Source organism: Thermodesulfobacteriota bacterium (genome assembly GCA_040756475.1).
GTDB lineage: Bacteria > Desulfobacterota > Deferrisomatia > Deferrisomatales > JACRMM01 > JBFLZB01.
Map to the genome: position 1 here is coordinate 1 of JBFLZB010000018.1, position 23,311 is coordinate 23,311.

General features: G+C 72.2%; 21 protein-coding genes. 11 read left to right on the forward strand and 10 right to left on the reverse strand.

Translation table 11 applies throughout. The annotated features are described in order from the left end of the window. The 5 genes from AB1578_04275 to hisC all read right to left on the reverse strand — a co-directional run. On the reverse strand, positions 1-193 hold a 193-nt coding region (locus AB1578_04275; GenBank protein MEW6487117.1), incomplete at its 3' end, for a signal recognition particle-docking protein FtsY. 126 nt (positions 194-319) lie between these two features. Next, positions 320-1,600: a 3-phosphoshikimate 1-carboxyvinyltransferase gene (gene aroA / locus AB1578_04280; GenBank protein ID MEW6487118.1), complete on the reverse strand. Its 1,281-nt coding sequence runs from the start codon at positions 1,598-1,600 to the stop codon at positions 320-322. Continuing rightward, on the reverse strand, positions 1,588-2,442 hold the full coding sequence (locus tag AB1578_04285; protein MEW6487119.1) for a prephenate dehydrogenase/arogenate dehydrogenase family protein: 855 nt from the start codon (positions 2,440-2,442) through the stop codon (positions 1,588-1,590). The genes aroA and AB1578_04285 overlap by 13 nt, the downstream gene beginning before the upstream one ends. Then, entirely contained in the window at positions 2,439-3,476 is a 1,038-nt protein-coding gene (gene aroF, locus AB1578_04290) for a 3-deoxy-7-phosphoheptulonate synthase (GenBank protein MEW6487120.1), read from the reverse strand. The genes AB1578_04285 and aroF overlap by 4 nt, the downstream gene beginning before the upstream one ends. Next, positions 3,473-4,612: a histidinol-phosphate transaminase gene (gene hisC, locus AB1578_04295; GenBank protein ID MEW6487121.1), complete on the reverse strand. Its 1,140-nt coding sequence runs from the start codon at positions 4,610-4,612 to the stop codon at positions 3,473-3,475. Before hisC ends, aroF begins: the two co-directional genes overlap by 4 nt. Positions 4,613-4,771: 159 nt before the next feature. On the opposite strand from hisC, the gene AB1578_04300 reads away from it, so the two are divergent. Both AB1578_04300 and fusA read left to right on the forward strand, forming a co-directional pair. Beyond that, a complete protein-coding gene (locus tag AB1578_04300) occupies positions 4,772-5,422 on the forward strand; it encodes a GerMN domain-containing protein (GenBank protein ID MEW6487122.1) in 651 nt (216 codons plus the stop codon). A 12-nt stretch (positions 5,423-5,434) separates the two neighbouring features. Continuing rightward, the gene (fusA, locus tag AB1578_04305) at positions 5,435-7,474 is read left to right on the forward strand and encodes an elongation factor G (GenBank protein ID MEW6487123.1); all 2,040 of its coding nucleotides are present in this window, start codon (positions 5,435-5,437) and stop codon (positions 7,472-7,474) included. A 128-nt stretch (positions 7,475-7,602) separates the two neighbouring features. Here fusA and AB1578_04310 read toward each other — a convergent pair whose 3' ends face one another. Next, complete coding sequence (locus tag AB1578_04310; GenBank protein ID MEW6487124.1) at positions 7,603-8,637, reverse strand: glycosyltransferase; 1,035 nt, start codon at positions 8,635-8,637, stop codon at positions 7,603-7,605. Then, positions 8,631-9,461 carry a ChbG/HpnK family deacetylase gene (locus tag AB1578_04315; GenBank protein ID MEW6487125.1) on the reverse strand — a complete coding sequence of 277 codons (831 nt, stop codon included), beginning with the start codon at positions 9,459-9,461 and terminating at the stop codon, positions 8,631-8,633. The genes AB1578_04310 and AB1578_04315 overlap by 7 nt, the downstream gene beginning before the upstream one ends. Positions 9,462-9,920: 459 nt before the next feature. Between AB1578_04315 and AB1578_04320 the strand changes: the two genes are divergently transcribed. From AB1578_04320 to AB1578_04360, 9 genes are all read left to right on the forward strand, one after another. Next, positions 9,921-10,601, forward strand: coding sequence for a MotA/TolQ/ExbB proton channel family protein (locus tag AB1578_04320; GenBank protein MEW6487126.1), 681 nt, complete (start codon positions 9,921-9,923; stop codon positions 10,599-10,601). Next, positions 10,601-10,999, forward strand: a complete 399-nt coding sequence (locus tag AB1578_04325; GenBank protein ID MEW6487127.1) for a biopolymer transporter ExbD — start codon at positions 10,601-10,603, stop codon at positions 10,997-10,999. Before AB1578_04320 ends, AB1578_04325 begins: the two co-directional genes overlap by 1 nt. Beyond that, positions 10,996-11,835, forward strand: a complete 840-nt coding sequence (locus tag AB1578_04330; GenBank protein MEW6487128.1) for a TonB family protein — start codon at positions 10,996-10,998, stop codon at positions 11,833-11,835. The genes AB1578_04325 and AB1578_04330 overlap by 4 nt, the downstream gene beginning before the upstream one ends. Positions 11,836-12,020: 185 nt before the next feature. Continuing rightward, a complete protein-coding gene (locus tag AB1578_04335) occupies positions 12,021-14,234 on the forward strand; it encodes a TonB-dependent receptor (protein ID MEW6487129.1) in 2,214 nt (737 codons plus the stop codon). Continuing rightward, positions 14,231-15,817, forward strand: coding sequence for an ABC transporter substrate-binding protein (locus tag AB1578_04340; protein ID MEW6487130.1), 1,587 nt, complete (start codon positions 14,231-14,233; stop codon positions 15,815-15,817). Before AB1578_04335 ends, AB1578_04340 begins: the two co-directional genes overlap by 4 nt. Next, positions 15,814-16,776, forward strand: a complete 963-nt coding sequence (locus AB1578_04345) for an ABC transporter permease (GenBank protein MEW6487131.1) — start codon at positions 15,814-15,816, stop codon at positions 16,774-16,776. The genes AB1578_04340 and AB1578_04345 overlap by 4 nt, the downstream gene beginning before the upstream one ends. After that, a complete protein-coding gene (locus AB1578_04350; protein MEW6487132.1) occupies positions 16,766-17,608 on the forward strand; it encodes an ABC transporter permease in 843 nt (280 codons plus the stop codon). Before AB1578_04345 ends, AB1578_04350 begins: the two co-directional genes overlap by 11 nt. Next, positions 17,605-19,386 carry an ABC transporter ATP-binding protein gene (locus tag AB1578_04355; GenBank protein ID MEW6487133.1) on the forward strand — a complete coding sequence of 594 codons (1,782 nt, stop codon included), beginning with the start codon at positions 17,605-17,607 and terminating at the stop codon, positions 19,384-19,386. The genes AB1578_04350 and AB1578_04355 overlap by 4 nt, the downstream gene beginning before the upstream one ends. Before the next feature lie 278 nt (positions 19,387-19,664). Then, positions 19,665-20,420 carry an FmdE family protein gene (locus AB1578_04360; GenBank protein MEW6487134.1) on the forward strand — a complete coding sequence of 252 codons (756 nt, stop codon included), beginning with the start codon at positions 19,665-19,667 and terminating at the stop codon, positions 20,418-20,420. A 92-nt stretch (positions 20,421-20,512) separates the two neighbouring features. On the opposite strand, the gene AB1578_04365 is transcribed toward AB1578_04360, so the two are convergent. The 3 genes from AB1578_04365 to cbiQ form a co-directional block, all read right to left on the reverse strand. After that, positions 20,513-21,337 (reverse strand): alpha/beta hydrolase, encoded by an 825-nt coding sequence (locus AB1578_04365; protein MEW6487135.1) that lies wholly within the window; start codon positions 21,335-21,337, stop codon positions 20,513-20,515. A 386-nt stretch (positions 21,338-21,723) separates the two neighbouring features. Next, a complete protein-coding gene (locus tag AB1578_04370; GenBank protein MEW6487136.1) occupies positions 21,724-22,497 on the reverse strand; it encodes an ABC transporter ATP-binding protein in 774 nt (257 codons plus the stop codon). Beyond that, positions 22,494-23,306: a cobalt ECF transporter T component CbiQ gene (gene cbiQ, locus AB1578_04375; GenBank protein MEW6487137.1), complete on the reverse strand. Its 813-nt coding sequence runs from the start codon at positions 23,304-23,306 to the stop codon at positions 22,494-22,496. The genes AB1578_04370 and cbiQ overlap by 4 nt, the downstream gene beginning before the upstream one ends. Between the last annotated feature and the right edge of the window lie 5 nt (positions 23,307-23,311).

Genomic DNA, 23,311 nt, shown 5'->3' on the forward strand with positions numbered 1-23,311 from the left:
GGCGCTGCGGCTCCCTCCCGGCGGCCGGTTGCTCCGCCGTTTTGGTCTCGGGCTCCGCCGGCAGCTGTGCCTCGGATTCGGCGGGGGCCTCGGCAGGGGGTTTCCCGGAGGCGTCCTGCTCGTCTGCGGGACCCCTGCGAAACAGGCGGCCGAAGAATCCCCTCTTCTTGTGCTCCTTCTCGATGTCGGACACGGGTGAGGTCTCCCGATACGCATGGTATGTGGAGCGGCTTGGGGGAATCGTGTGGGCGCCGCGCGTGGGAGGGGCGACGCATGCCTCGCCCCTACGGTCGAGACTATGCCATTGGCTTGCCCACGGCTATCCCTGCAGGAGCTCTTTCCAGAAGCCGGGGTAGGACACGCTGGCGGCGTCGGCCCCCTCCACCTCGCCCCCTCCGGGGATGGCCAGGGCGAGCACCCCCAGGGCCATGGCCAGGCGGTGGTCGCCGTGGCTCTGGAACCGGGCCGGGCGCAAGGGCCTGCCCCCCGAGATCCGCATCCCGTCGGCAAAGGTCTCCACCGCGACTCCCGCCTTTCGCAACTCGCCGGCCAGGGTGTCGATGCGGTCCGACTCCTTGTGCCGCAGCTCTTCCGCGCCCCGCACCTCGGTCTCGCCCCGGGCCACGGCCGCCACCGCCCCGAGCACGGGAAACTCGTCGATGGCCGAGGGAACCTCGGCGGGGTCCACCGAGACCCCCCGGAGGGGGCCGTGCTCGGCCACCACGTCGCCCACGGGCTCGCCGCAGGCGTCCCCCGTGGGCTCGATGGAGAGCGGGGCGCCCATGCGCTGGAGGATGTGGAGGAACCCGATGCGGGTGGGGTTGAGGCTCACCTGCCGCACCCGCACCCGGGAGCCCGGCACCAGGAGCGCCGCCGCTACCCAGAAGGCCGCCGAGGACGGGTCTCCGGGCACGGCGAGCTCCCCCGCGCGAAGGCGGGGGTGGCCCCGCACGCCCACCCGGCGGCCCTCGCGGAGCACCTCGGCCCCCATGGCGGCGAGCATGCGCTCGGTGTGGTCCCGGCTGAGCTCGGGTTCCTCCACCCAGGTGGTTCCCCGGGCGTGGAGGCCCGCCAGGAGTACCGCGCTCTTCACCTGGGCGCTGGCCACGGGCAGGAGCCAGGTCAGAGCCCGCAGGCTCCCCCCCCGGAGCACCAGGGGCGCCCGGGTGTCCTCCTGCCGCCCCAGGGCCAGGGCCCCCATCTCCCGCAGGGGGTCGAGCACCCGGGCCATGGGGCGCCGCCGAAGGGAGGCGTCCCCCGTGAGCACCGAGAGAAAGGAATGGCCCGCGAGCACCCCGGCCAGGAGCCGCATGGTGGTGCCCGAGTTGGCGCAGTCGATGGCATCGCCGGGCTCGGCGAGCCCCCCCACGCCGACCCCTTCCACCGCGACGACCCCCTTCTCGTCCCGGATGGCGACCCCCAGGTGCTCGAGGGCCCGGCGGGTCGCCGCTACGTCGAGCCCGGCCTGGAGGCCCTCGATGCGCGATTCGCCCTGGGCCAGGGCGGCAAAGAGCAGCGCCCGGTGCGACACCGACTTGTCGCCCGGCACCCGGAGGTCGCGCCTCAGGGGGGCAGGAGGAGCCAAGGTTACCGTCTCCACGAAGGGTCTCCCGTCTCGGTGGCGCGCCGCAGAAGGCGGTCCAGGGCTTCGGCGTCGCCCCGGCTCACCGCGTCGTGCAGCACCCGGATGCGCCCGGCAAAGGCGTCCAGGGCATAGAGGAGGGCGTCGCGATTCTCCAGAAAGATCTCTCTCCAGACCACGGGTGAGCCGGAGGTGACCCGGGCGAAATCCCGGAGCGATCCGCCCGCGAGAGCCGCCTGCTCGGGTTCCAGCTCGCCGGCCACGGTGTCCACGAGGCCGTAGGCCAGGGCGTGGGGGAGGTGGCTCACCAGGGCAAAGACCCGGTCGTGGGTCTCGGGCGCCATGCACACGACCTGGGCGCCCAGGTCGTGCCACAGGTCCGTGACGGCTTCCACGGCTCGGGGGTCGGAATCGTCGGTGGGGGTAAGAACGCAGGTGCGCCCCTCGAAGAGCCCCGGTACGGCGCTCTCCACCCCGGAGCGCTCGGTGCCGGCCACCGGGTGCCCGCCCACGAAGGAAACGCCCGCCGGCAGCACCTCCCGGGCCTCCCGGAGGATGCCGGCCTTGGTGCTCCCCACGTCGGTGACCACCTGGCCGGGCCGAAGCCCCGGCCCCACCTCCCGAAGGGACGCCCGGATCGCCTGCACCGGCGTCGCGAGCACCACCAGGTCGGCGCCCTCGGCGGCCGCCGATGCGCTCGGGGCGGCCTCGTCGATCATTCCCCGGTCCAGGGCGTAGTCCAGCGCGCTCCTGCGCCGGTCCGCTGCGCGCACCCGCCAGGGGGCGTTGCGGGTCTTGAGGGAGGCGGCGAGGCTCCCACCGATGAGCCCCAGCCCCACCAGCGCCAGGGTGCGGCTCACGGCGCGCGCTCCGGCGGCCGGCCGAGCTCGCGCCCCACCGCCCGGGCCACCGCGGCCAGCTCGGCCACCAGCCGGGCGAAGCGCTCGGGTTTCAGGCTCTGGTTGCCGTCGCACAGCGCCTGCTCGGGCCGCGCGTGAACCTCGATCATGAGCCCGTCGGCCCCGGCGGCCAGCGCCGCCTTGGCCAGGGGGGCCACGAGCTCGAAGCGCCCGGCGGCGTGGCTCGGGTCCACGATGACCGGAAGGTGGGTCTGGGACTTGAGCACAGGGACCGCGGACAGGTCCAGGGTGCTGCGGGTGGCTGTCTCGAAGGTGCGGATGCCCCGCTCGCACAGGATCACCCTCCGGTTGCCCTGGGCGGCCACGTACTCGGCGCTCATGAGGCACTCGGTCAGGGTAGCCGACATTCCCCGCTTGATGAGGACGGGCTTCTCCAGATTTCCGACCTCCTTGAGGAGTCGGAAGTTCTGCATGTTGCGGGCGCCGATCTGGACCACGTCCGCGTAGCGCGCCACGAGCAGGGTGTCCCGGGGGTCCATGAGCTCGGTCACCACCGGCAGGCCCGCGTGCTCCCGGGCCTCCGCCAGGAGCTCGAGCCCCTTTTCCCCGAGCCCCTGGAAGGCGTAGGGGCTGGTGCGGGGCTTGAAGGCGCCGCCGCGAAGAAGCGTCGCGCCCGCCTCCCGAATGGCCCGGGCGGTCTCCAGGAGGAGCCCCCGGTCCTCGATGGAGCAGGGCCCGGCGATGATCTGGACCAGGGGCCCGCCGATGGGCACCCCCCGGACGTCGACGACGCTGTCCTCGGCCCGGAACTCCCGGCTCACGAGCTTGTAGGGCTTGAGGATGGGAATGACCCGCTCCACCCCGGGCATGGACTCCAGGGGCAGCTCCCGCAGGGAGTCCTCGTCGCCGATGGCGCCCAGGATGGTGCGCTTCTCCCCCGCCGACTCGTGCACCGACAGCCCCAGGGCCTTGAGGGTCTCCACGAGCTGGCGCCGGTCCTCGGGCCGATGGTCGGGGCGCAGCACGATGATCACGGTACACCTCCTCCCGCCTCGGCCACGCGGGCGAAGGCGGCCTCGAAACGGTCCAGCTCCTGGGGGGTTCCCACGGTCACCCGGATCCACTCCGGCATCCCGAAGCTGCGGGTGCTGCGCACGATGACCCCGTGGTCCAGCAGGGCCTCGAAGCACCGATCCCCGTCTCCCACCCGGGCCAGGAGGAAGTTGGCCTGGCTCGCCACGGCAGGTACGCCCCGCTGCGCGAAGAAGCGCGCCAGCCGCTGCAACCCCTGGCGATTGACCCGGCGCGAGCGCTCCACGTGGTCGTCGTCGTCGGCCGCGGCGGCCGCCGCGGCCTGGGCCGGCCCGTTGGCGTTGAAGGGCAGGCGCAGCCGGTTCAGGTAGTCCACCAGGCGCCGCGGGGCGATGCCGTAGCCGATGCGCAGGGCGGCGAGCCCATGTGCCTTGGAGAAGGTGCGCGCCACCACCAGGAGCCGCTCCTCGTCCAGGTAGTCGCGGCCCACGGGGAAGGCAGGGTCCTCGGCGTATTCCGCGTAGGCCTCGTCCAGGAGGATGCCCACCCGGCGAGGCACCGCCGCGAGGAAGCGCTCCCACTCGAGCCGGCGAAAGATCGTTCCCGTGGGGTTGTTGGGGTTGCCCAGGATCACCAAGGCCGTGTCGGCGTCCACGACAGCGGCCACGGCCTCCAAGTCCACCGCGTGGTCCCGGAGGGGCACCCGGTGCACGGTTCCCCCCTGGGCCCGGGCGGCGAGCTCGTAGATGCTGAACGAGGGGCTCGCGAGCACGACCCCCTTGCCTGGCCGCACCAGGAGGCGCACCGCCATCTCCAGGATCTCCGACGAGCCGTTGCCCAGCACCAGGTTCTCGGGTGCCACCGCCCAGCGCCGGGCCAGCACCTGCTTGAGGGCGAAACCGTACCCGTCGGGGTAACGGTGGAGCCCCGCGAGCTGCGCCTCCAGGGCCGCCACCGCGGCCGGGGAAGGCCCCAGGGGATTTTCGTTGCTCGCGAGCTTGACGATGGAGGAAAGCCCCCGCTCCCGCCGCAGCTCTTCGATGGGCTTGCCGGGCACGTAGGGCTTGAGGTCGAGCACCTGGGGGCTGACGGCCTGGGCGAACAGGTCTGCCCCGGCAGGGGCGGGTTGGGTGGGCATGGCACTCCGCGCGTCGGTGGACACCGGGGCCACCGGGCCCCGAGAAGGGACTCTGTATATCCCGAACGGCCGCGGGAGTCCAGGTGGAGAAGCGGCGGTCACCCTCGAATCGGGCGGCGGCGCTGTGGTACAGTGCCCCGCCTTTGGGAGGAGGTGAGCATGTCTGCTGGGTCTGCTGGGGAGAAGCCGGCGCGCGCGCGCGGCACGGTGCGCCGCACCCGGGGGCGAGCCCGGGGCTGGGGCGGCTGGGGGTGGACGGGCGGGGTGCTCTTCCTGCTCGTGGCCCTCGCGGTGGCGGCCACCGTGGCGGTGCGGTTGGGCTGGGTGGACCGGCGCGCCATCGAGAAGGTGCCCCTGCGGGGCCTCACGGCACCCGCCGGGCAGGAGGCGACGCTCTACTTTGCCGACCCGCGCTGGACGCGGCTCGTCCCCGAGGCGCGCCGCCTTCCCGGCGGGCTCGACGCGGTGCAGAAGCTGGGCGCCCTGGTCGAAGCCCTGGCGGAGGGCCCTCGGCAGGAGGGTGGCGCCCCCGTTCTGCCCCGGGGAACCCGCTTGCGCCGCGCCTACCTGGGCGCCGAGGGTCTGGCGGTGGTGGACTTCGAGCCGGCGCTGGGCGACTTCTCCCCCGGGGGCGCGTCGGGGGAGCTCCTCACGGTCTTCGCCCTGGTCCACACCCTCGCGGAGAACGTGCCGGACATCCGCTCGGTGCAGCTCCTGGTGGGGGGCGAGGAGCGGCAGACCCTGGCCGGCCACGTGAAGATCTCCGAGCCCCTGACCCCCGACCCCCAGTGGACGGCGGACCGAAAGTGAAGGGAACCCCCCATGTCTGACATCCGGCGCATGAACCGGATCCGCAACTTTGGGATCTTTGCCCATATCGATGCGGGCAAGACCACCATCAGCGAGCGGATCCTCTACTACACCGGCCGCACCCACAAGATCGGCGAGGTCCACGACGGCCAGGCGGTCATGGACTGGATGAAGCAGGAGCAGGAGCGGGGCATCACCATTACCGCGGCCACCACCCGGGTGGAGTGGCAGGAGCACCAGCTCAACCTCATCGACACCCCCGGCCACGTGGACTTCACCATGGAGGTGGAGCGCAGCCTGCGGGTGCTCGACGGCGCGGTGGTGGTGCTGGACGCGGTCTCCGGGGTGGAGCCCCAGACCGAGACCATCTGGCGCCAGGCGGAGCACTACAAGGTTCCCCGCCTGTGTTTCGTGAACAAGATGGACCGGGTGGGCGCCGACTTCGACCGGAGCGTCCACAGCCTGGAGCAGAGGCTACGGGGTACCACCCTGCCCCTGGTGGTGCCGGTGGGTGCCGAGTCCGGGTTTCGGGCCTGCCTGGACCTGCTGACCGGCGAGACGGTGGAGTGGGAGGAGACCGACCTGGGAGCGCACCCCGTGCGCCGTGCCCCGCGGGGGGACGAGGAAGAAGCGCTCCTGGCCCGGGGCCGCGACCGGCTCCTGGAGACCCTGGGGAACCTGGACGACGCGGTGGCCGAGGCCTACCTGGAGGGCCGCTGGCCCGGAGCAGAGGCCCTGCGCCCCGTCATCCGCCGGCTCACGGTGGCCAACCGCGTGGTGCCGGTCCTGAGCGGAGCGGCGCTGCGCAACAAGGGGGTGCAGCTCCTCCTGGACGCCGTGGTGGGCTACCTCCCGAGCCCCGTGGACGTGCCGCCGGTCCACGGAATCCACCCCGAGACCGGGGCGGCCGAGGAGCGGGCCGCCGACGTGAAGGCGCCCTTTGCGGCGCTGGCCTTCAAGCTCCAGCAGGAGCAGGGGCGTGTCCTCACCTACGTGCGGGTCTACTCCGGGGCCTACGCGGGGGGGCGGCTGTCCAACGTCACTCGCAAACGGCTGGAAAAGCCCGCCGCCATCGTGCGGGTGCACGCGGACAAGAAGGAGCGGGTGGAAGAGGCGCTGGCCGGCGACATCCTGGCCCTCACGGGGCTCAAGTGGACGGTGACCGGCGACACCCTGTGCGACCCGGACCACCCCCTGCTCCTGGAGACCATCGCCTTTGCCGAGCCGGTCATCAGCGTGGCGGTGGAGCCCGAGCGGAGCCAGGACGAGGAGAAGCTCGTGGAGGTGCTGGAGCGGCTGGCCGCGGAGGACCCTTCCTTCCGCCACGAGGTGAACGAGGAGACCGGCCAGACCCTCATCTCGGGCATGGGAGAGCTGCACCTGGAGGTGCTGGTGCGCCGGATGGCGGACGACTACAACCTGCGGGTCCAGGTGGGCAAGCCCCAGGTCGTCTACAAGGAGACGCTCGACGGGCAGGGGGCCGGCCGCGCGGTGTTCGACCGCATGCTCGGCGACAAGCGGCATCGGGCGGCAGTTGCCATGCGGGTGGAGAAGGCGCCCCGGGGCGAGGGCAACCGGGTGGAGTTCGAGCCTGACCCCGCCGGGTTTCCTGCGGCGATCGTGGAAGCCGCCTTGGGCGGCGTGCGCGAGGCCCTTCTGAGCGGCATCCTCGCGGGGCACGCCGTGGAGGACGTGCGGGTTTACATCGCCGAGCTCGAGGCGGAGGCCGATTCGGCCAGCGAGATGGCCGTCAAGGTAGCGGCCAACCAGGCCTTCCGCGAGGCGTGCCAGGTGGCCCGCCCGGTGCTCCTGGAGCCCCTCATGCGGGTCGACGTGGTCACCCCCGAGGACCACGTGGGCGAGGTGCTCGGGGACCTCAACGCCCGGAGGGGCGAAATTCGGGGCATGTCCGCCGGCCGCGGCACCACCGAGATCGAGGCCCTGGTGCCCTTGCGGCGCATGTTCGGCTACTCCACGGAGCTTCGCTCCCTCACCCAGGGCCGCGCCACTTTCACCATGACCTTCGAGCGCTACGACCGGTCCCAGGGGTAGCGAGCGCCGGAGCGGGGGACGTCTCCCGGAGCTCCCGGCGAGGCCCCTTTCGTGGCAGTCGGGGTGCCCCGTAGGCGCCCGGGCGTGCCCCCGGGCGCACTGGTCTGCATTGCTCCGACCGGAAGGTCCTACCCCATCGCCCCTCGAACCTGCTCTCGTCTACGTTCCAGTACCCCGCGATAGATCTCTTCCAGTTCCCGGCTCTCCCGGCCCGGGTCGTAGCCCTCTGGGCGGGGGGCGCAGAGGCCTCGGCGCAGCCCCGGATCTGCGAGGAGTCGGCGCGCCTCGCGGCGAAAGGACTCTTCTCCCTCGTAGAGAAGTCCGTTGACCCCCGGCTCCACCACCGCCGCGTTGCCGGGAATGTCGCGGGCGAGCACCGGCACCCCAAGGGCCGCGGCCTCCACCAGGGCGTTGGGGAGGCCCTCGCTGCGGGAGTGGTTGAGCACCAGGTCGGCTTGACGCAGGGCGGCGGGCATGGCTTGGGGGGAGATCACTCCCGCATGGTACGCCCAGGGGCGACGTTCCAGGGCGGCGAAGAGGCACCGGGCGTAGGCTTCGTCGAGGACCGGCCCGCAGAAGGCGAGGGCGAAGGGAAGCCCTTCCTCGGCGAGGGGATCGAAGAGGTGCAGCAGTTCCAGGTTCGCCTTCACCGGGCGGATGCCCGCCGGGTGGAGGAGCAAAGGGGTCTCCGGGCCGACGCCCGGCGGCCGCAGGGAAGGGCAGGGCGCCCGGCCCAGGGCGATTCCGGGGGCCAGGTAGCGCAGCTTTGCCGCGAGGGTGGGGCGGTCGGCGGCCAGAGCCCGGGCTGCCAGGCGGTTCTGGGTGATGACGGCGTCGACTGCAGCGAGCACCGTGGTCACGATTCGTTCCCGGGCGGGGTCCACCACTTCCGGGTAGAGGTCGGTGCCGGTGAGAGTGACCACGGTGGGGTACCGGGAGGCAAGCCCCGCTTCCAGCCAGGGGAGGCCGGTGCGGTAGGCATGCAGGAGGTGGAGGACGTGGGGCGCAAGCTGCGCCGCTTCGCGGGCGAGGAGTGCGGCGTCGGAAACCTCGAGCCGCGCCAGGAGCACCTCGTGGCCGAGGCGCACCAGGCCGTCGCGGTGGCGGACGGCCGTCACCTCGTTTCCGGTGGCCCCGTGCTGCCGGGGCAGGGCGATCAGCACGCGCAGGGGAGATCTCCGAAGCAGGCCAGGCGGATGTCCCGGCGCCGGATCAGCTCTCGGACCGCCGGGGAGACGAGGGCCTGCAACTCCACCTCCCGCGGCGGCCCCGAGAAGTGATTTCCCGATTCGGCGTAGCCCGGGTGAACCATGAGCTCCCAGCAGCCCGCCGGAAGCCGGCCCAAGGTGCGGCAGAGGGAGTCCTCGGTGAGCCGGTCCAGGAGCGGCATGCCCCAGAGGCCCTTGGGGGCGGCGAGACCCGACCGGTGCACCCGCCGAGCCGCCTTCGGGGCGAGCCGGCGGTAGAGAGCGAGCTCCTCCCCCAGGGGGCCCGGGGGGTCCTCCCGCGCCGGCTCGGCGGGACGGGGCAGGCGCACCGCCCGCAGCTCGGCCCGGCGGCCGGCCTCCAGCACGAGGCCGGTCGCGGCCGGAAAGAGGAAGAAGTGCTGGTGGGTGTCCAGGTGGTCGGGCTCGAGGCCTGCCTCCCTCACCTGCTCCACCTGGGCCTCCAGCTCTCGGAGCACGGCCCCGGGGTCGGGAAGGCCCTGTCCCAGCGCGCGGCGCAGGCCTGCCTTGCCGGGAAATCCTCCGTCGGGTCCGGTGAGCCCGGGCACGTCCCCCGTCAGGGGTCGGCCCTCGGACAAATTCAGGTGCACTCCCACCGGTAGACGCAGGTCCCTTGCCAGGCGCGCGGCACAGGCAAAGGACGGGCCGTTGGGCAGCAGCGAAGCGCCGGTCACGACCCCCTCGCAGAAGGCACGGGCGATGCCCTCGTCCCGGCGCACCCCGGCCCCAAAATCATCGGCGGTCACGATCAACCCAATCATGGCTGGATGGTAGCACGAATGGGGGCCCGCACCCTCGCCCCAAGGCCTCGCGGAACCGTGGGCCGCGCGCCGGTCCCTGCCGGTGGACGATGGTGTCTACCCCTCGCCGCTCCAAACGCCCTGGCGGAGCTCCCAGAGGAACAACTCCGCCCCTCCGGCCCGCGGCCTCCCGGTCGATGCTCGCAAGACATCGGCTCTCTTCCCATGACGGGTCGGCACCCACAGGGGCTTCTTCTCCCGATCCGGGAGGAGTTCCCGGGGGGTGACGATCGGGAGTTCGGGCTCCCGTGCCACGAATTGTCAAAGCGTCGCATTTCTCCCTTGCTGGGAGGGGTTCAGATGGGTAGGATCACGCGCGTGCCACAATCTTCTACTTCGTGTTACGACCGCTGTTTCGGCAGGCCAGACTGAGGGGTGGCGCCTGCTGCGCCACCTTCGGGGGGTGGACGGGATCGCGTCATGGAGGCCGTTGCCGCGTTACTACAAAAAGCCGGACCCCTGGGGTGGGTGATCCTGCTCTGCTCCGTTGCCGCCGCCGCCATCGCCCTGGAGCGCGCCTGGGTATTCCGCCGGGTGCGGTTGCAGGATCCCGGGCTGCTCCACGGCGTCCGGGAGAAGGCTGCCGCCGGAGACTTGGCCGGAGCCGCGTCCCTGGCGGGCCGGGAGCGCCACCCCCTGGCGGTGTCGCTGGCCCACGTGCTCGGCCGGGCCGACCGGGGCTGCTGCACGGGGCGGGCTGAACTGGAGAAGGCCGTTTCCCACACTGCCTCCCGCGAGGTACGGCGGTTGGAGCGTTTCCTCCCCACCCTGGCCCTCATCGCCCAGGTGGCGCCGCTCCTGGGGCTGCTGGGCACCGTGACCGGGATGATCGAGGCTTTTCGGGCCATCGAGGCCCTTGGGGGGAAGGTGAACGCCTCGGTGCTCGCAGGCGGCATCTGGGAGGCATTGCTCACCACCGCCCTGGGCCTGGCGGTGGCGATCCCGACCACCGTAGTCCACAACGCCTTCCAGGGGCGGGTCCACGCCCTGGTGGCCGATCTCAAGGACGAGGCCGGGGCGCTCTTCGACCTGTTGGAGGACGGCGGCCGGCTGTCCCACGGCCACGGCCACGCGGGCCGCGAGGCCCGGGGAGGCGCCTGATGGACATCCCAGTGCGGCCCCGGGCGCCGGGCTTGAACCTGACGCCCATGATCGACATCGTGTTCTTGCTCCTGGTCTTCTTTCTCCTCACCACCCACTTCGTGGAGGAAGGGGGCGTGGGGCTGCGGCTCCCCACCGCCGAGAGCCAGACCGAGCGCCCCGAGGAGCCGGTGACGGTGAGCGTGGCCCGGGACGGCTCGGTCTACCTGGGGACCGAGGCGGTGACCCTGGTCGGGCTGGTGGAGCGCCTACGGGTCGAGGTGGGACCGGGTGGCCGGCCGGTGGTGGTGCGCGGCGACCGGGAGGCGCCCCTCCAGGCTGCGGTCGCGGTGCTCGATGCCGCCCGGGCCGCCGGAGCCGTGCGCCTGGTGGTGGCTACGGAGCACGGGGGGCCGTGACGCTGCGCACCGCCGCGGCCGTGGCGGGGTCGTTCTTCCTCCATGCTGCGGCCGTCTGGGGGGTGGGCCTGGCGCTTCGGCCGCCGGACCCGCCGGCGCCGGAAGCCGGAGTGGAGGTCGAGTTCGAGGTGGCCCTGGCGGCCCCCCCTCCCGAGCCCGAGGCTCCAGCTCCGCCGGATGTCCCGCAGGCGCCGGAGCCGGCGCCCCCCGCTGCTGCGGCACAACCAGAGGCGGTGGTCTCGCGGGAGCCGGAGACCGAACCGAAGGCGCAGCCGGAGTGCGAATCCGAGCCCGAACCGGAACCCGAGCCGGAGCCTGAAGCCGAACCGGCGCCGCAGCCGGAGCCCGAGTCGGAGCCCAGGGAGGCGGCCGCCCCGCTTCCGGACCCGAAGCCCGCGCCGGCAGACCCGGCGCCTACCCCGGTACCGGTGGCCGCTCTTGCCCCTGCGCCCGCCGTGCCCGCCGCCGATCCGGAGCCCTTGGAAGAGGCGGAGTCGTCGGTTCGGACTGAGGGGGCCCGGGAGGTCCCCAAGCCGGACCCGAGCCCCGACCCGGCGGCCGTGGAGGCATACTACGCTGCGGTTCGGGCGCGGATCGAAGCGGCCAAACGCTATCCGGCCTGGGCCCGGCGAAACGGGATCGAGGGGCGAGTGACCGTGGCCTTTTGGCTCACAGCCGCGGGCGACCTGGCCGAGGCCGCGGTGCGGGAGAGCGCGGGCTCCGCGGTCCTGGACGAGGCGGCGGTGGCGGCGGTCCGCCGTGGGGCACCCTATCCTCGGCGGCCGGATGCGAGCCCCGGGGAACTGGCGGTCACCGTGGTCTTTACACTGCACTGACGGTGCCGTGGACGCCGAAGAAGCCAGGGGAAAGGAATACTGCGGCCCACAGTAGCACGATTGCATAATTCGTAAGCTTTTCGTGTGACCTGGGCTGTCGCACTGGAGTTCTGGCGGGGTCCTGAGACGACAGGATCGGGCGGTCGAACGAGGGGCGCGGATTTCCTGGAGGAGAGGAGGAACCCATGGGGCAGCGTTTCTGTTTGGGGGCGGCGGTCGCCCTGTTGCTGTGCGGTGGCCTGGCGGCGGCCGGTGCCGTGCTGGCGGCCACGGAGCTCGCGCCCATCGAGGTCTCGGAAGACCGGCTCGTTACACCCACCCGCCAGACCGGCGAGACGGTATACACGGGCAGCGAGGTGACCCGGCAGGGCCTGGACCTGCAAGGGACCCGGGCCGCCACCAGCGTGTACCAGGCCCTGGGCATCGTGCCGGGGATCAACGTGGCGGGCGCCGACGCCCGGGGCCTGGCGGCCGAGCAGGGCAGCGTGCGGGTGCGCGGGGTGCGCAGCATGCTGGGGGCGCTCACGGTGGAGGGGGTGCCCAACTGGGGCGCCAACCCCATCGGCCCCCGGGATTACCTGTACGACCTGGAAAACATGCAGGCGGTCTCTGTCTACAAAGGTGTCACGCCCGCCGACATCGGCACCGGGGTGGGGTCGCGGGCGGGGGCGATCGTGCTCCGGCCCCAGTGGCCCGGGGAGACCTTCGGCGCCGAGGTCCGGCAGAGCCTGGGGTCCCACGACTACTCCCGTACCTTCGGCCGGATCGACTCGGGGAGCCTCCCGATTCTCGGCACGCGGCTCTCGGGCTCCTACTCCTACACCGACGCGGACAAGTGGCGCGGCCCCGGCAAGCTGGGCCCGCGGCACAACGCCACCGTGGGGCTGGCCAAGCCCCTGGGGCCCAAGGCGGACCTCAAGCTCCGGTACAACCACAACGACCTGGATCAGCACTTCTACCGGCCCCTGACCTGGGCCGAGCTCCAGGACCTGGACGAGAATTACCGGAAGGACTACGCGCGAAACGCCACGGGCGTTCCCGCCGAGGACATCTTCTACTACGGCTACAACCGGGGCACTTTCGAAAACGACGATCTCCTGGCGATCTTCACCCTCACCCCTGCCGAGGTCTTCGGCCTCACCCTCAAGCCCTACTACGCCAAGGAGGACACGAAGATCCTCCAGGGGGTCACCGCGGGGGGCGGCCGGGTGCAGGAGCGCAACCGCGAGATCGAGCGCGCGGGCGTGATCGCCGAGGCCCAGGCCGGCGGGGCGTCGCTGAACGGCGTGCTCGGCTACCACTTCGAGCAGGCCGACATGGACATCTTCACCCGCAACTTCGCCATCACGCCCCAGTGCCTGGCGTATCGGGGCCTGGGGGTCTTCGCCACCACGGGCGACACCTACCTCCACAGCCCCTACGGCAAGCTCTCCGGGAGCCTGGGCGCCTTCGACGGGCAGGCGGGGCTCAAGTACTTCCGCTTCGAGGAAGCGTCGAGCGAGGGGTTCGTCGCGGGGCCGGCGCCCGACTTCGCGCCGGTGCGGGCCCCGGACCTGGATCGGGGGTCGGAGGTCTACGAGGTCTGGCTCCCCACCCTGGGGGCCGCCTACACCCTGTCGGAACGGGCGCAGGTCTACGGCAGCTACGGCCGCAGCTTCATCCGCCCCTACTCCTACCTGCCCCTGGTCAACCTGTACAACCAGAACCGGGCCGCCTTCCAGGCCCAGGGCATCGACCTCCAGGAGCTGTTCGACGGTTACGAGCTGGAGACCTCCGACACCTTCGATCTGGGCCTGCGGCTGAGCGGCGGGTGGTTCGACCTGGCCCCCACGGTGTTCTTCGCCAAGCACCGCAACCTCCTGACCACGGTCCACGATCCCCGGGTGAATCTCAACTACCAGCAGAACGTGGGCAAGGCCACCGGCTACGGGGTGGAGCTCGAGGCCAACGCCTACGTGGGGGACGACCTGACGCTCTTCGTCAACCCGACCTACACGGTCCTCACTTACGACGAGGACCTGGGTTTCGCCGGCAGCACCCTCGACACGAAGGGCCGGCAGGTGGTGGACACGCCCCGGTGGCTCTTCAAGGCCGGCCTGAGCTACCGGCCCGGGGGCTTCGAGGTGACGCCCCTGGTGCAGACCCTGGGACCTCGGCACGCCGACGCGGAGCACCAAAACCGGGTCGGCTCCCACACGGTGGTGGACCTGCGGGCGAGCTACACCTGGGACCGGGTGCTCGGGGCCCAGCGGGTGAAGCTGGGGCTGGAGGTGACCAATCTCTTCGACCGCCGGTACGTCTCGGTGATCAACGCCGCCGACGACACCCGGGACGGCACCGCCACCTTCCACCCGGGCCAGTCGTTCGCGGCCCTGGTGACCTTGGGGGTGGTACTGTGAGCAACCTGGGCGTGCCCCTGCTCCTCCTGGCGGCCGTCAGCCTGGCGCTCCCGGCCGCGGCCCCGGCAGCCGGCGGGGGCCGCGTGGCCGAGATCCGGATCGCCGACGACCGGGGGGACCACGGCCCGCCCAACCCCTTTCGCCACTACCCCCGCGGTTCGGGCTACGTGCGCATGAGCTGGGTGTTCGATACCCTGGTCTGGAAGGACGAGGGGGGCCAGTTCGTGCCTGCCCTGGCCCGGTCCTGGTCCTACGACGGGGCGAAGCGGGCCTACACCTTCCAGCTCGATCCCCGGGCCCGCTGGCACGACGACCGGCCGCTGACCGCCGAAGACGTGGCCTTCACCCTCGCCTACCTGCGCGAGCACCCCTACCCGTGGGTGTCGCTGGACGCGGTGGACCGGGCCGAGGTCGCGGGACCCCACGCGGTCACCGTCTATCTCGCCCGGCCCTATGCGCCCTTTCTCGCCGAGATCGGCGGTACCCTGCCGATCCTCCCCCGGCACATCTGGGCCCCCGTGGAGAACCCCCAGGCCTTCGACGGGCCCTCGGCCTTCGTCGGCAGCGGCCCCTACCGGTTCCGGCACTTCGACCCGACCCAGGGCACCTACCTCTACGAGGCCTTCGCCGACTACTACCAGGGGCGGCCCCGGGCCGACCGGCTCATCTACTTCCGCTCCACCAACCCCCTGGTCTCCCTGTCCTCGGGCCAGGCCGACCTGGCCCAGATCCAGGCCGACCTGGCCGAACCGCTGCGGCGCCAGGGCCTGACGGTGCTCGAGGATGAACGGAGCTGGGTGCGCAAGCTGATGATCAACCACACCCGGGCACCCTTCGACCAGCGGGACTTCCGCCGGGCCCTGGCCCACGCCCTGGACCGGGAGGAGCTGATCGCCAAGGGCCAGCGGGGCTTCGCCAGCCCGGCGGGTTGCGGGCTCCTCTCGCCCGATCACCCCCTGTACAACCCGGCCGCGCCGGCCTACCCCCACGACCCGGCCCGGGCCCGGGCGCTGCTGGCCGGCCTGGGCTACCGCCCGGACGACCAGGGCTTCTTCCACAAGGATGGCCGGTCGCTTCAGGTGGAACTCCTGGCTTCGTCCATCACGGTGTCGGGTGGGGCGGGGAGCGACCGGGATGGCGCCATCCTCAAGAAGCAGCTCGAGGCGGTGGGCATCCGGGTCCGGGCGCTCGCCCTGGAGCCGACCACGGCCGACCAACGGGTGCGCAGCTTCGACTTCGAACTGGCGATCTCCGGGCACGGCGGCATCAGCGGCGACCCCCGGGGCCTGAACGAGCTGATCCTGCCGGCGGCCGGCTCGGTCAACAGCTCCCACTACGACCGCAGCCCCGAGCTGAATCAACTGCTGGCCGCCCAACTGGCAGAGATGGACCCGGCGAAGCGGGTGGCGCTCGTCCACCGCATCCAGGAGCTCGTCGCCGAGGAGCTGCCGGCCATTCCGCTCTACTATCCGGCTGCGATGACGGCGTTTCGCCCGGCCAAGGGGATCCGCTGGTTCTACACCCCGGGGGGGCTCGCCCGGGGGGTCCCCATCGCCCAGAACAAGCTGGCGCTCCTGCCGTGAGCCGGAAAACGGTTCGAGGCGTCCTGGCCTACTGGCTGGCCGGCGCGCTGCTGCTCTGCTTGAGCTACGGACTGCCGCGCCTCTTGCCGGGGGATTTCGTCACCGCCACCTGGGGGGCCGCCGACGTGCCCCTGGCCGCCGAGCAGGCGGCCCGGCTCCGGGCCCACTACGCCGGGGGCGACGGCCTGGCCGCCTATGGGCTCGACCTCCTGCGGGGCCGCTGGGGCACCTCCTTCGCCTTCCAGCAGCCGGTCCTCACGCTGATTGGGGACGCCCTGCCTTGGACCCTGGTCCTGGTGGGCAGCGCCCACCTGCTGGCCACCCTGGGCGGCTTTGTGGCCGGGGTCGAGGTGGCGTGGCGGCGCGGTTCCCGGCTCGAGAAAGCCGGCGTCGGCGCCATGGCCGTGCTCGACGGCGTGCCGGAGCTGGTGAGCGGCGTATTGCTCCTCCTGGTCTTCGCCCTCAAGCTGGGGTGGTTCCCGGCCGCCGGGGCCGAGACCGCCTACGCCGAGTTCACCGGCGTCCGGCGGCTGGCCGACCTGACCCACCACCTGGCGCTGCCCCTGGCTACCCTGGTCCTGGCCCAGTTTCCCGGCAACTTCCTCCTCGCCCGGGGCAGCATGGCCCTGGTGCTCGGCGCGCCCTACGTGCAGACCGCCCGGGCCAAGGGGCTGCCGCCCCTGCGGGTGCGCTACGCCCACGCCGCCCGCAACGCCCTCTTGCCCCTGGTCACCCGCTTCGGTCTGCGCCTCGCCGCCCTGGTGACCGGAGCCCTGGTGGTGGAGACGCTCTTCTCCTACCCCGGGCTGGGCAGCCTGCTCTTCCACGCCATCGGCCGGCGGGACCTGCCCCTGGTCCAGGGGATCGCGCTCTGCTCGTCCCTGCTGGTGCTGCTGGTGAACCTGGCCCTGGAGCTGGCGTACGGCCGCCTCGACCCCCTGGTGACCGGTGGTCGGTAACTCCCGCCGGTCCCTGGCCCGGGACCCCTGGTTTGGAACCGCCGGCCTGCTGGCCCTGGCCTTGCTGGCCCTGGCCGTGCTCGGCCCGGCGCTGACCCCCCACGACCCCCACGACATCTCCTTCGCGCCCTTGAGCCCGCCGTCCGCCGAGCACTGGCTCGGGACCAACGACGGGGGGATGGACCTCGCGTCCGAGCTCGTGCACGGCCTGCGCCACACGGCGTGGTTCGGCCTCCTGGGCGGGTCGACGGCCCTGGTGCTGGGGGTCGGGATCGGCCTCGCTGCAGCTTGGTTCGGCGGCGCCGTCGACGCCTTCTGCATGCGGCTGGCAGACGTCTTGCTGGCGATCCCGACCGTGATGCTGCTCATCCTGGCGGCGGTCTTGGTTCGACCCACGCCGACGCTCCTGGCGGTGCTGCTCGCGTGCCTGATCTGGCCGACCACCGCCAAGGGCATCCGGGCCCAGGCCCTGGTGCTGCGAAACCGCCTCCACGTGCGGGCGGCCCAGCAAATGGGTGCCTCGGGGCGCTACGTCATCGTCCGGCACCTTGTGCCGGAGCTCTTCCCCCTCTACCTGGTCAGCTTCGTCGGCAAGACCCGCCTGGCCGTGACCATGGAGGCGACCCTCGCCTTCCTCGGGCTGTTCGACCCGGGGCACCTGTCCCTGGGCCTCATGATCCGCACCGGGAGCCAGTTCTACTACCTCGCCGGGTGGTGGCACTGGCTGCTGCCGCCGGTGGCGTGCCTGACCCTGCTGCTGCTGGCCCTGACCTGCCTGGCGGTCAGCCTGGAGCAGGCGTTCGACCCGCGCCTTGTGGGTGGTTGGCGATGATGAAACTCTCCCGGTGGAGCGTTGCCTACCGCGACGGCGACCACGACCTGTTGGCCCTGGACCGGGTCGACCTGAGCCTGGAGCCCGGTCGGATCGTGGCACTGGTGGGGGAGTCGGGCTCGGGCAAGACCACCCTGGCGCGCTCGCTGCTGGGGCTGCTGCCGCCCAACGCCCGGGTCACCGGCTCCCTGGGGCTGGGGGCGAGAGCCCTCGGCGGTCTGCCCGAAGCCGACTGGCGCGGGCTTCGCTGGACCCAGGTGTCCCTGGTGTTTCAACACGGCGCGGCAAGCCTCAACCCCCTGCACGCCGTCATCGATCAGGTGGCCGAGCCCCTGGTCGAGCACCTCGGCCTGGGCCGACGGGAAGCGGCCCACCGGGCGGGTGCCGCGCTCCAAGCGCTGGGGCTCGACCTGTCCCTGGCACGGCGCTTCCCCCACGAGCTGAGCGGCGGCCAGGTCCAGCGGGCACTCCTGGCCATGGCCCTGATCCTCGATCCGGCGGTGGTGGTCCTCGACGAGCCGACCGCGGCGCTGGACGCCGTGACCAAGCGGTTCGTGGCCGGGGTGATCCGCGGCCTGCGCGACCGGGGCAAGGCGATCCTGCTGATCACCCACGACCTGGAGGTGGCCCGTACCCTGGCCGACGAGGTAGCGGTGCTCTACCTGGGCCAGGTGGTCGAGACCCTGTCGGCCGCCGACCTGCTGTGCCGGCCGCGTCACCCCTACACCCTCGCCCTGGGCCGCTCCTATCCCGCCCTGGACGCGGTGCGGGACCTGGGGGGCATCCGGGGCGACGCCTTCTACCGCCTCGTCCACGCCCACGGCCGCAACGACGGGCCGCCCCACACCCACGGCAGCGCCCCCGGGATCACCCCGGAGCCTGGCCACGAGACCGGGCACGGGCCGGCCCAGGGCTGCCTGTTCGAGCCCCGCTGCACCCAGGCGCTGCCGGCGTGTGCCGAGCAGGAGGTGTTCCTGGTGCCGGCCGGCGCCCACGCCGTGCGCTGCCTACGGGGCGGGATCGCCGACCTTGTGGCGCTGGTCCAGGTGGGCAAGACCTACGGCCCGGTGACTGCCCTGGCGCCCCAGGATCTGACGCTACGCTGCGGCGAGGTCTTCTGCCTGGTGGGGGAGACCGGCTCGGGCAAGAGCACCCTGGCCCTGATCGCCGCCGGCGCCCTGCGGCCCGACGGCGGCTCCCGCTCCTTCGCCGGCCGCGATCTGGACGCCTGGCTGGCCACGGACCCCCGCGGCCTGGCCCGCCGGATCGGCGTCATCTATCAGAACCCCGGCCAGGCGGTGAGCCACCGCCTGAACGCCTTCGAGATCGTGGCCGAGCCCCTGCGCATCCAAGCTGGCCGGCGAGACCCGGAAGAGCTCCGCCGCCGGGTGGTGCAGGCCCTCGCCGAGGTGCACCTGCCTACCCGCCCCGAGTTCCTCGGGCGCTACCCCCACGAGCTCAATCAGGGCGCCCTCCAGCGCCTGTGCATCGCCCGCGCATTGATCACCGAGCCGGCGCTGGTGGTCGCCGACGAGCCCACCAGCGCCCTGGACCCCGGGGTCCAGGCCAAGGTCCTCAAACGGTTGCTGGACCTGCAGATCGAGAAGGGGTTGACCCTGCTCCTGGTGACCCACGACCTGGGCCTGGCCCGCAAGGTGAGCGACCGCATCGGCGTGATGGACCGCGGCCGGCTGGTGGAGATCGGCCCCGCCGCCCACGTTCTCGCGCACCCGGAGCACCCCTGCACCCGGCAGTTGCTGGCCAGCGCCGGGGCGTGACACCGAGAACCACGGGGGTTGGCTCACGCGACGGCGCAACGACGCAACGTAAGGCGGGTTCAGTGGTTCATGCGACGGCGCGACGTAATGATGGTTCTTGGAAGAAGAAGGTTTACGTAGCGCCGTTGCGGCGTTGCGTGAAACAAGTTCTTGATCTTGGCTCCGTGAACATACTGAAGCGCCGTGGCGTGACACCCACGTGGTTTCAACCCTGATTGGTTCAGACTATGTCGGCTTAGGATTTCGGAACTCCGGAAACGTGACGAAGGAGGACGTAGATGGACCCATCCCCGTACCGCCAAGAGGTCGAAGCGCTGCTCGCATCCCGAAACCTGAAGGGCCTGCTCGACCGCGCCGGCCAGCTCCACGGCCATGTGTGCGGCTTCGTGGGTTACGGCGTACTGGCCGGCTACCACGGTCTGACCCTCCTGGGGGCCGCGACCCACCAGGGCATGGAGGAGGTGGTGGCCATCGTGGAGACCAACTCCTGCTTCCCCGACGGGGTGCAGGCCGTCACCGGCTGCACCTTCGGCAACAACTGCCTGGTCTACCGGGACTACGGCAAGACCGCCGTGACCCTGGCGACCCGGGCGGGCGACGCCGTGCGCCTGGCCCTGCGCCCCGAGTGCCAGGAGGCGGCATTTCGCGACTGCCCGGAGGCGGGCGCCCTGTTCCAGAAGCTGGTGGCCCGCCGCGAAGAGGGCACCCCCGAGGAGCGGCGCCGCCTGCTGGCACTGTTCCAGGAACTTGCCGTCGCCGCCCTGGAGCTGCCCGCCGAGGCCGTCTTTCGGATCCAGCGGAGCACCATCGACGTGCCCGCCTACGCCCGGATCTTTCCCTCGGTCCGGTGCGCTTCCTGCGGCGAGAACGTCATGGAGTCCAAGGTCGTGGACCGAAACGGCAGTCGCCGGTGCGTGCCCTGCGCCGGGGGCGGCTACGGGGAGCTGAACGGCGGCGGCATCTTCCAGGCGCCGGGCCAAGGGGGAGACGGCCGAGTGGGGGAAGGCAGGCGAGAGTCGCGCCCGGCGCCATAGGGAGGGGGGAGCCTTCGCATGCCGGGGAAGGCCGGAACCAGCCGGGTGAGCCCGTGATCCCACGGCGATTCGGTCGGACGGGTGTTTTCGGGTTACTCCGGCCCACTCCAACCGCCCTGACGGAGCTCCCGGAGGAACACCGCTGCGAGCGCCTGGGGGCGGTGGAGGTGGATGTCGTGGTGGGTGTCGGGGAACCAGTGGAGCGCGGAGCGGGGCAGGGCGCGCCGGGCGGCGGCGACCTCCCGGCGGCGCACCTCCCGGTGGCGGCTCCCATCCTCGGCGGCGCACAGGACGACGGGCTCCCCCACCTGGGGGTAGAGCGCCGAAGGCGTCTGCTCCCACAGGCCCCGCAGGATCGCAAGGTGGCGCTCCAGGGTGAGCCAGGGGCGCACGGTGCCGTCGGGTAGCCGCTCGAAGCAGGCCATCACGGCGTCCACGGCTTCCTCGGTCCACTCGGGGTTCCCGGCTCGGATACGCTCCCGTAGCCGCTCCCACGGGGTGCCGCGCAGCTCCGGTGGCCGAAGCTCCCGGGCTGTCTCCTCCCACGTGGCTCCGGGCCGTTCCCGAAGCGCGATCCAGCCGCCGTCCACGAGCCCCAACCCGCGGGTCAGCCCGGGATGCCGGGCGCCGAGCTCCAGCACCACGTTGCCGCCCCAGGACTGGCCCACCACCACGGGCCGCTCCCAGCCCAGCGCGCCGACAAGCCCCGCCAGGTCGGCCGCCACGTCCCCCGGGCCGTAGCCCGCCGGGGGCTTTTCACTGCACCCGTGCCCGCGCAGGTCCGGCGCCGCCACGGCGTGGCCTGCGGCACTGAGCTCCCGGGCCACCAGGTCCCAGGTCCGGGCGTTGCTCGCCAGGCCGTGGAGGAGGACGAAGCCGGGCTCTTCCCCGGGCCAGAGGCGCAGGCACAGCCGCACCCCGACCTCGAGCGCCCGCACTTCGGGCAGACGAAGGGCAGCGGAAGCGCAGGGGGCGGGAGGGGCCCAGGGTGTCGGGGAAACGGCCATGGTGTGACGCATGTTGCGAATGGTAGCACGAACGTCTGGATGACTCCAAGGCTTCACGCGTCCTACGCTCCACCACCTGGGTGGCAAGCGGCGTCCGGGAGCCCTTGCGCTCCGCCCCGCAATCCGCGATGTTCGAAGGCCGCGTAGCCGAGGGAGCCGGCGCGCCGAGCCTCACCGCTTTCGGCCTCGCCGCCGCGGTTCGGTCGAGGCGGTACGGGGCTGCGCTCCAGGACTCCCGGACCCCGCCCCAAGGATTTGGTGGTGGACTCTGGCGTCCCGGGCGCGCTGCCGACGGGTCAGGTAGCGGGCCCCCCGGGGGCGCGGGCGCCGCAGACGGGGCACCCCTGGAGGCTCAGGGGCCGCTCCAGGCCGCAGGCCGCGAGCAGCGCATCGTCCCGGAAGATCTCGGTCGTGGGGCCGTCGGCGGCCACCTGGCCCTGGCGGATCACGATGGTGCGCCGGCAGAGCTCGAGGACGAGATCCAGGTCGTGGGTGGCGATGATCTTGGTGTGCTCGAAGGACTGGAGGAGCCGAATCAGGCGGCGGCGGGCCCCCGGGTCGAGGTTGGAGGAGGGCTCGTCCATCACCAGGATGTCGGGGCTCATGGCTAGCACGGTGGCGATGGCCACGGCCCGCTTCTCGCCCCCCGAGAGATGGTAGGGGGGCCGTTCCCGCAGGGCCAGCGCCCCCACCCGCTCCAGCGACCGGGCGACCCGCGCCTCCACCTCGTCGGCGGGGAGGCCCAGGTTCAGGGGGCCGAAGGCCACGTCGTCGCCCACCGTGGGCATGAAGAGCTGGTCGTCCGGGTCCTGGAAGACCATGCCCACGGTCTTTCGCACCTCCCCCAGGGTCTGCCTCGTCAGAGGGAAATCGCCGATGCGCACGCGGCCTTCCTGGGGGGTGAGGTAGCCGTTGAGGTGCAGGAGCAGCGTGGACTTGCCTGCCCCGTTGGCCCCCACCACCGCCACCGATTCCCCGTGCACCACCCGGAAGGAGAGGCCCCGCAGGGCCCGGGTGCCGTCCGGGTAGGCGTAGGCGAGCCCCTCCACCTCTATAATGTGGTGGCTCATCCTACGAGCCCCGTGACCGCTGCTCCCAGGAGCTGGGGGAGGTCGAAGAGCCGAAACGCCAGGAAGGCGAGCCCCCACCCGGTCCCGAAGGCGAGCTCCCGGGCGCCCAGCCGCGCCCCGTGCCGGCCCCGCAGCTCGCCGGTGAATCCCCGGCAGCGCATGGCCAGGTGGATGCGCTGGGCCCGGTCCAGGGTGCGCAGGAGCAGGTGGCCGAGCAGGCTCCCGTACACCCCCATCCCCAAGCCCTTCTTCCCGAAGGTACGCAGCGCCCGGGCGCGCACCAGGCGCACCGCCTCCTCACCCAGCACGAAGATGTAGCGGTACAGGAAGAGGAGTTGCACCGTGAGCACCTGGGGCGTGCCGAGCCGCTGCAGGGCGGCGCACAGCCCCTGGAAGCTCGTGGTGGCGATGAGGACCAGCGCCGTGCCCACCGTGAGGCAGAACCGCAGTTGAATGGAGAGGAAGGACACCCATCCCCCGCTCAGCTCCAGGGGTCCGAGCCGCACGAGGATCTCCCGGTCCAGCAGGGGGTTGAAGATCCCGACGAGGATGGCGAAAGGGGTCACGGCCAGGAGCCGAAGGCCCAGGTAGCCCAAGGGGATCCGCCCGGCGCTCGCCAGTGCTACGGGGTAGAGGAAGAAGGGAAGGAGCGCCGAGATCTCGTACTTGCCGAAGGAGACCACGGCGACGAGGAACGCCATCGTGGTCAAGAGCTTCGCGCGGGCGTCGAGGCGGTGGACCGAGGTGTCCTGGCGGGCCAGCCGGTCGAGGCGGCCCACGTCGAAGTAGGAGGCGTCGATGCGGGCCACGGGCG

What these genes read in the sequence shown, in the direction of transcription:
- AB1578_04360 (MEW6487134.1), top strand. Translation starts at nt 19,665, where the DNA reads ATGGACCCATCCCCGTACCGCCAAGAGGTCGAAGCGCTGCTCGCATCC.
- AB1578_04315 (MEW6487125.1), bottom strand. Translation starts at nt 9,461, where the DNA reads ATGATTGGGTTGATCGTGACCGCCGATGATTTTGGGGCCGGGGTGCGC.
- AB1578_04335 (MEW6487129.1), top strand. Translation starts at nt 12,021, where the DNA reads ATGGGGCAGCGTTTCTGTTTGGGGGCGGCGGTCGCCCTGTTGCTGTGC.
- AB1578_04370 (MEW6487136.1), bottom strand. Translation starts at nt 22,497, where the DNA reads ATGAGCCACCACATTATAGAGGTGGAGGGGCTCGCCTACGCCTACCCG.
- AB1578_04300 (MEW6487122.1), top strand. Translation starts at nt 4,772, where the DNA reads ATGTCTGCTGGGTCTGCTGGGGAGAAGCCGGCGCGCGCGCGCGGCACG.
- hisC (MEW6487121.1), bottom strand. Translation starts at nt 4,612, where the DNA reads ATGCCCACCCAACCCGCCCCTGCCGGGGCAGACCTGTTCGCCCAGGCC.
- AB1578_04320 (MEW6487126.1), top strand. Translation starts at nt 9,921, where the DNA reads ATGGAGGCCGTTGCCGCGTTACTACAAAAAGCCGGACCCCTGGGGTGG.
- AB1578_04355 (MEW6487133.1), top strand. Translation starts at nt 17,605, where the DNA reads ATGATGAAACTCTCCCGGTGGAGCGTTGCCTACCGCGACGGCGACCAC.
- AB1578_04325 (MEW6487127.1), top strand. Translation starts at nt 10,601, where the DNA reads ATGGACATCCCAGTGCGGCCCCGGGCGCCGGGCTTGAACCTGACGCCC.
- fusA (MEW6487123.1), top strand. Translation starts at nt 5,435, where the DNA reads ATGTCTGACATCCGGCGCATGAACCGGATCCGCAACTTTGGGATCTTT.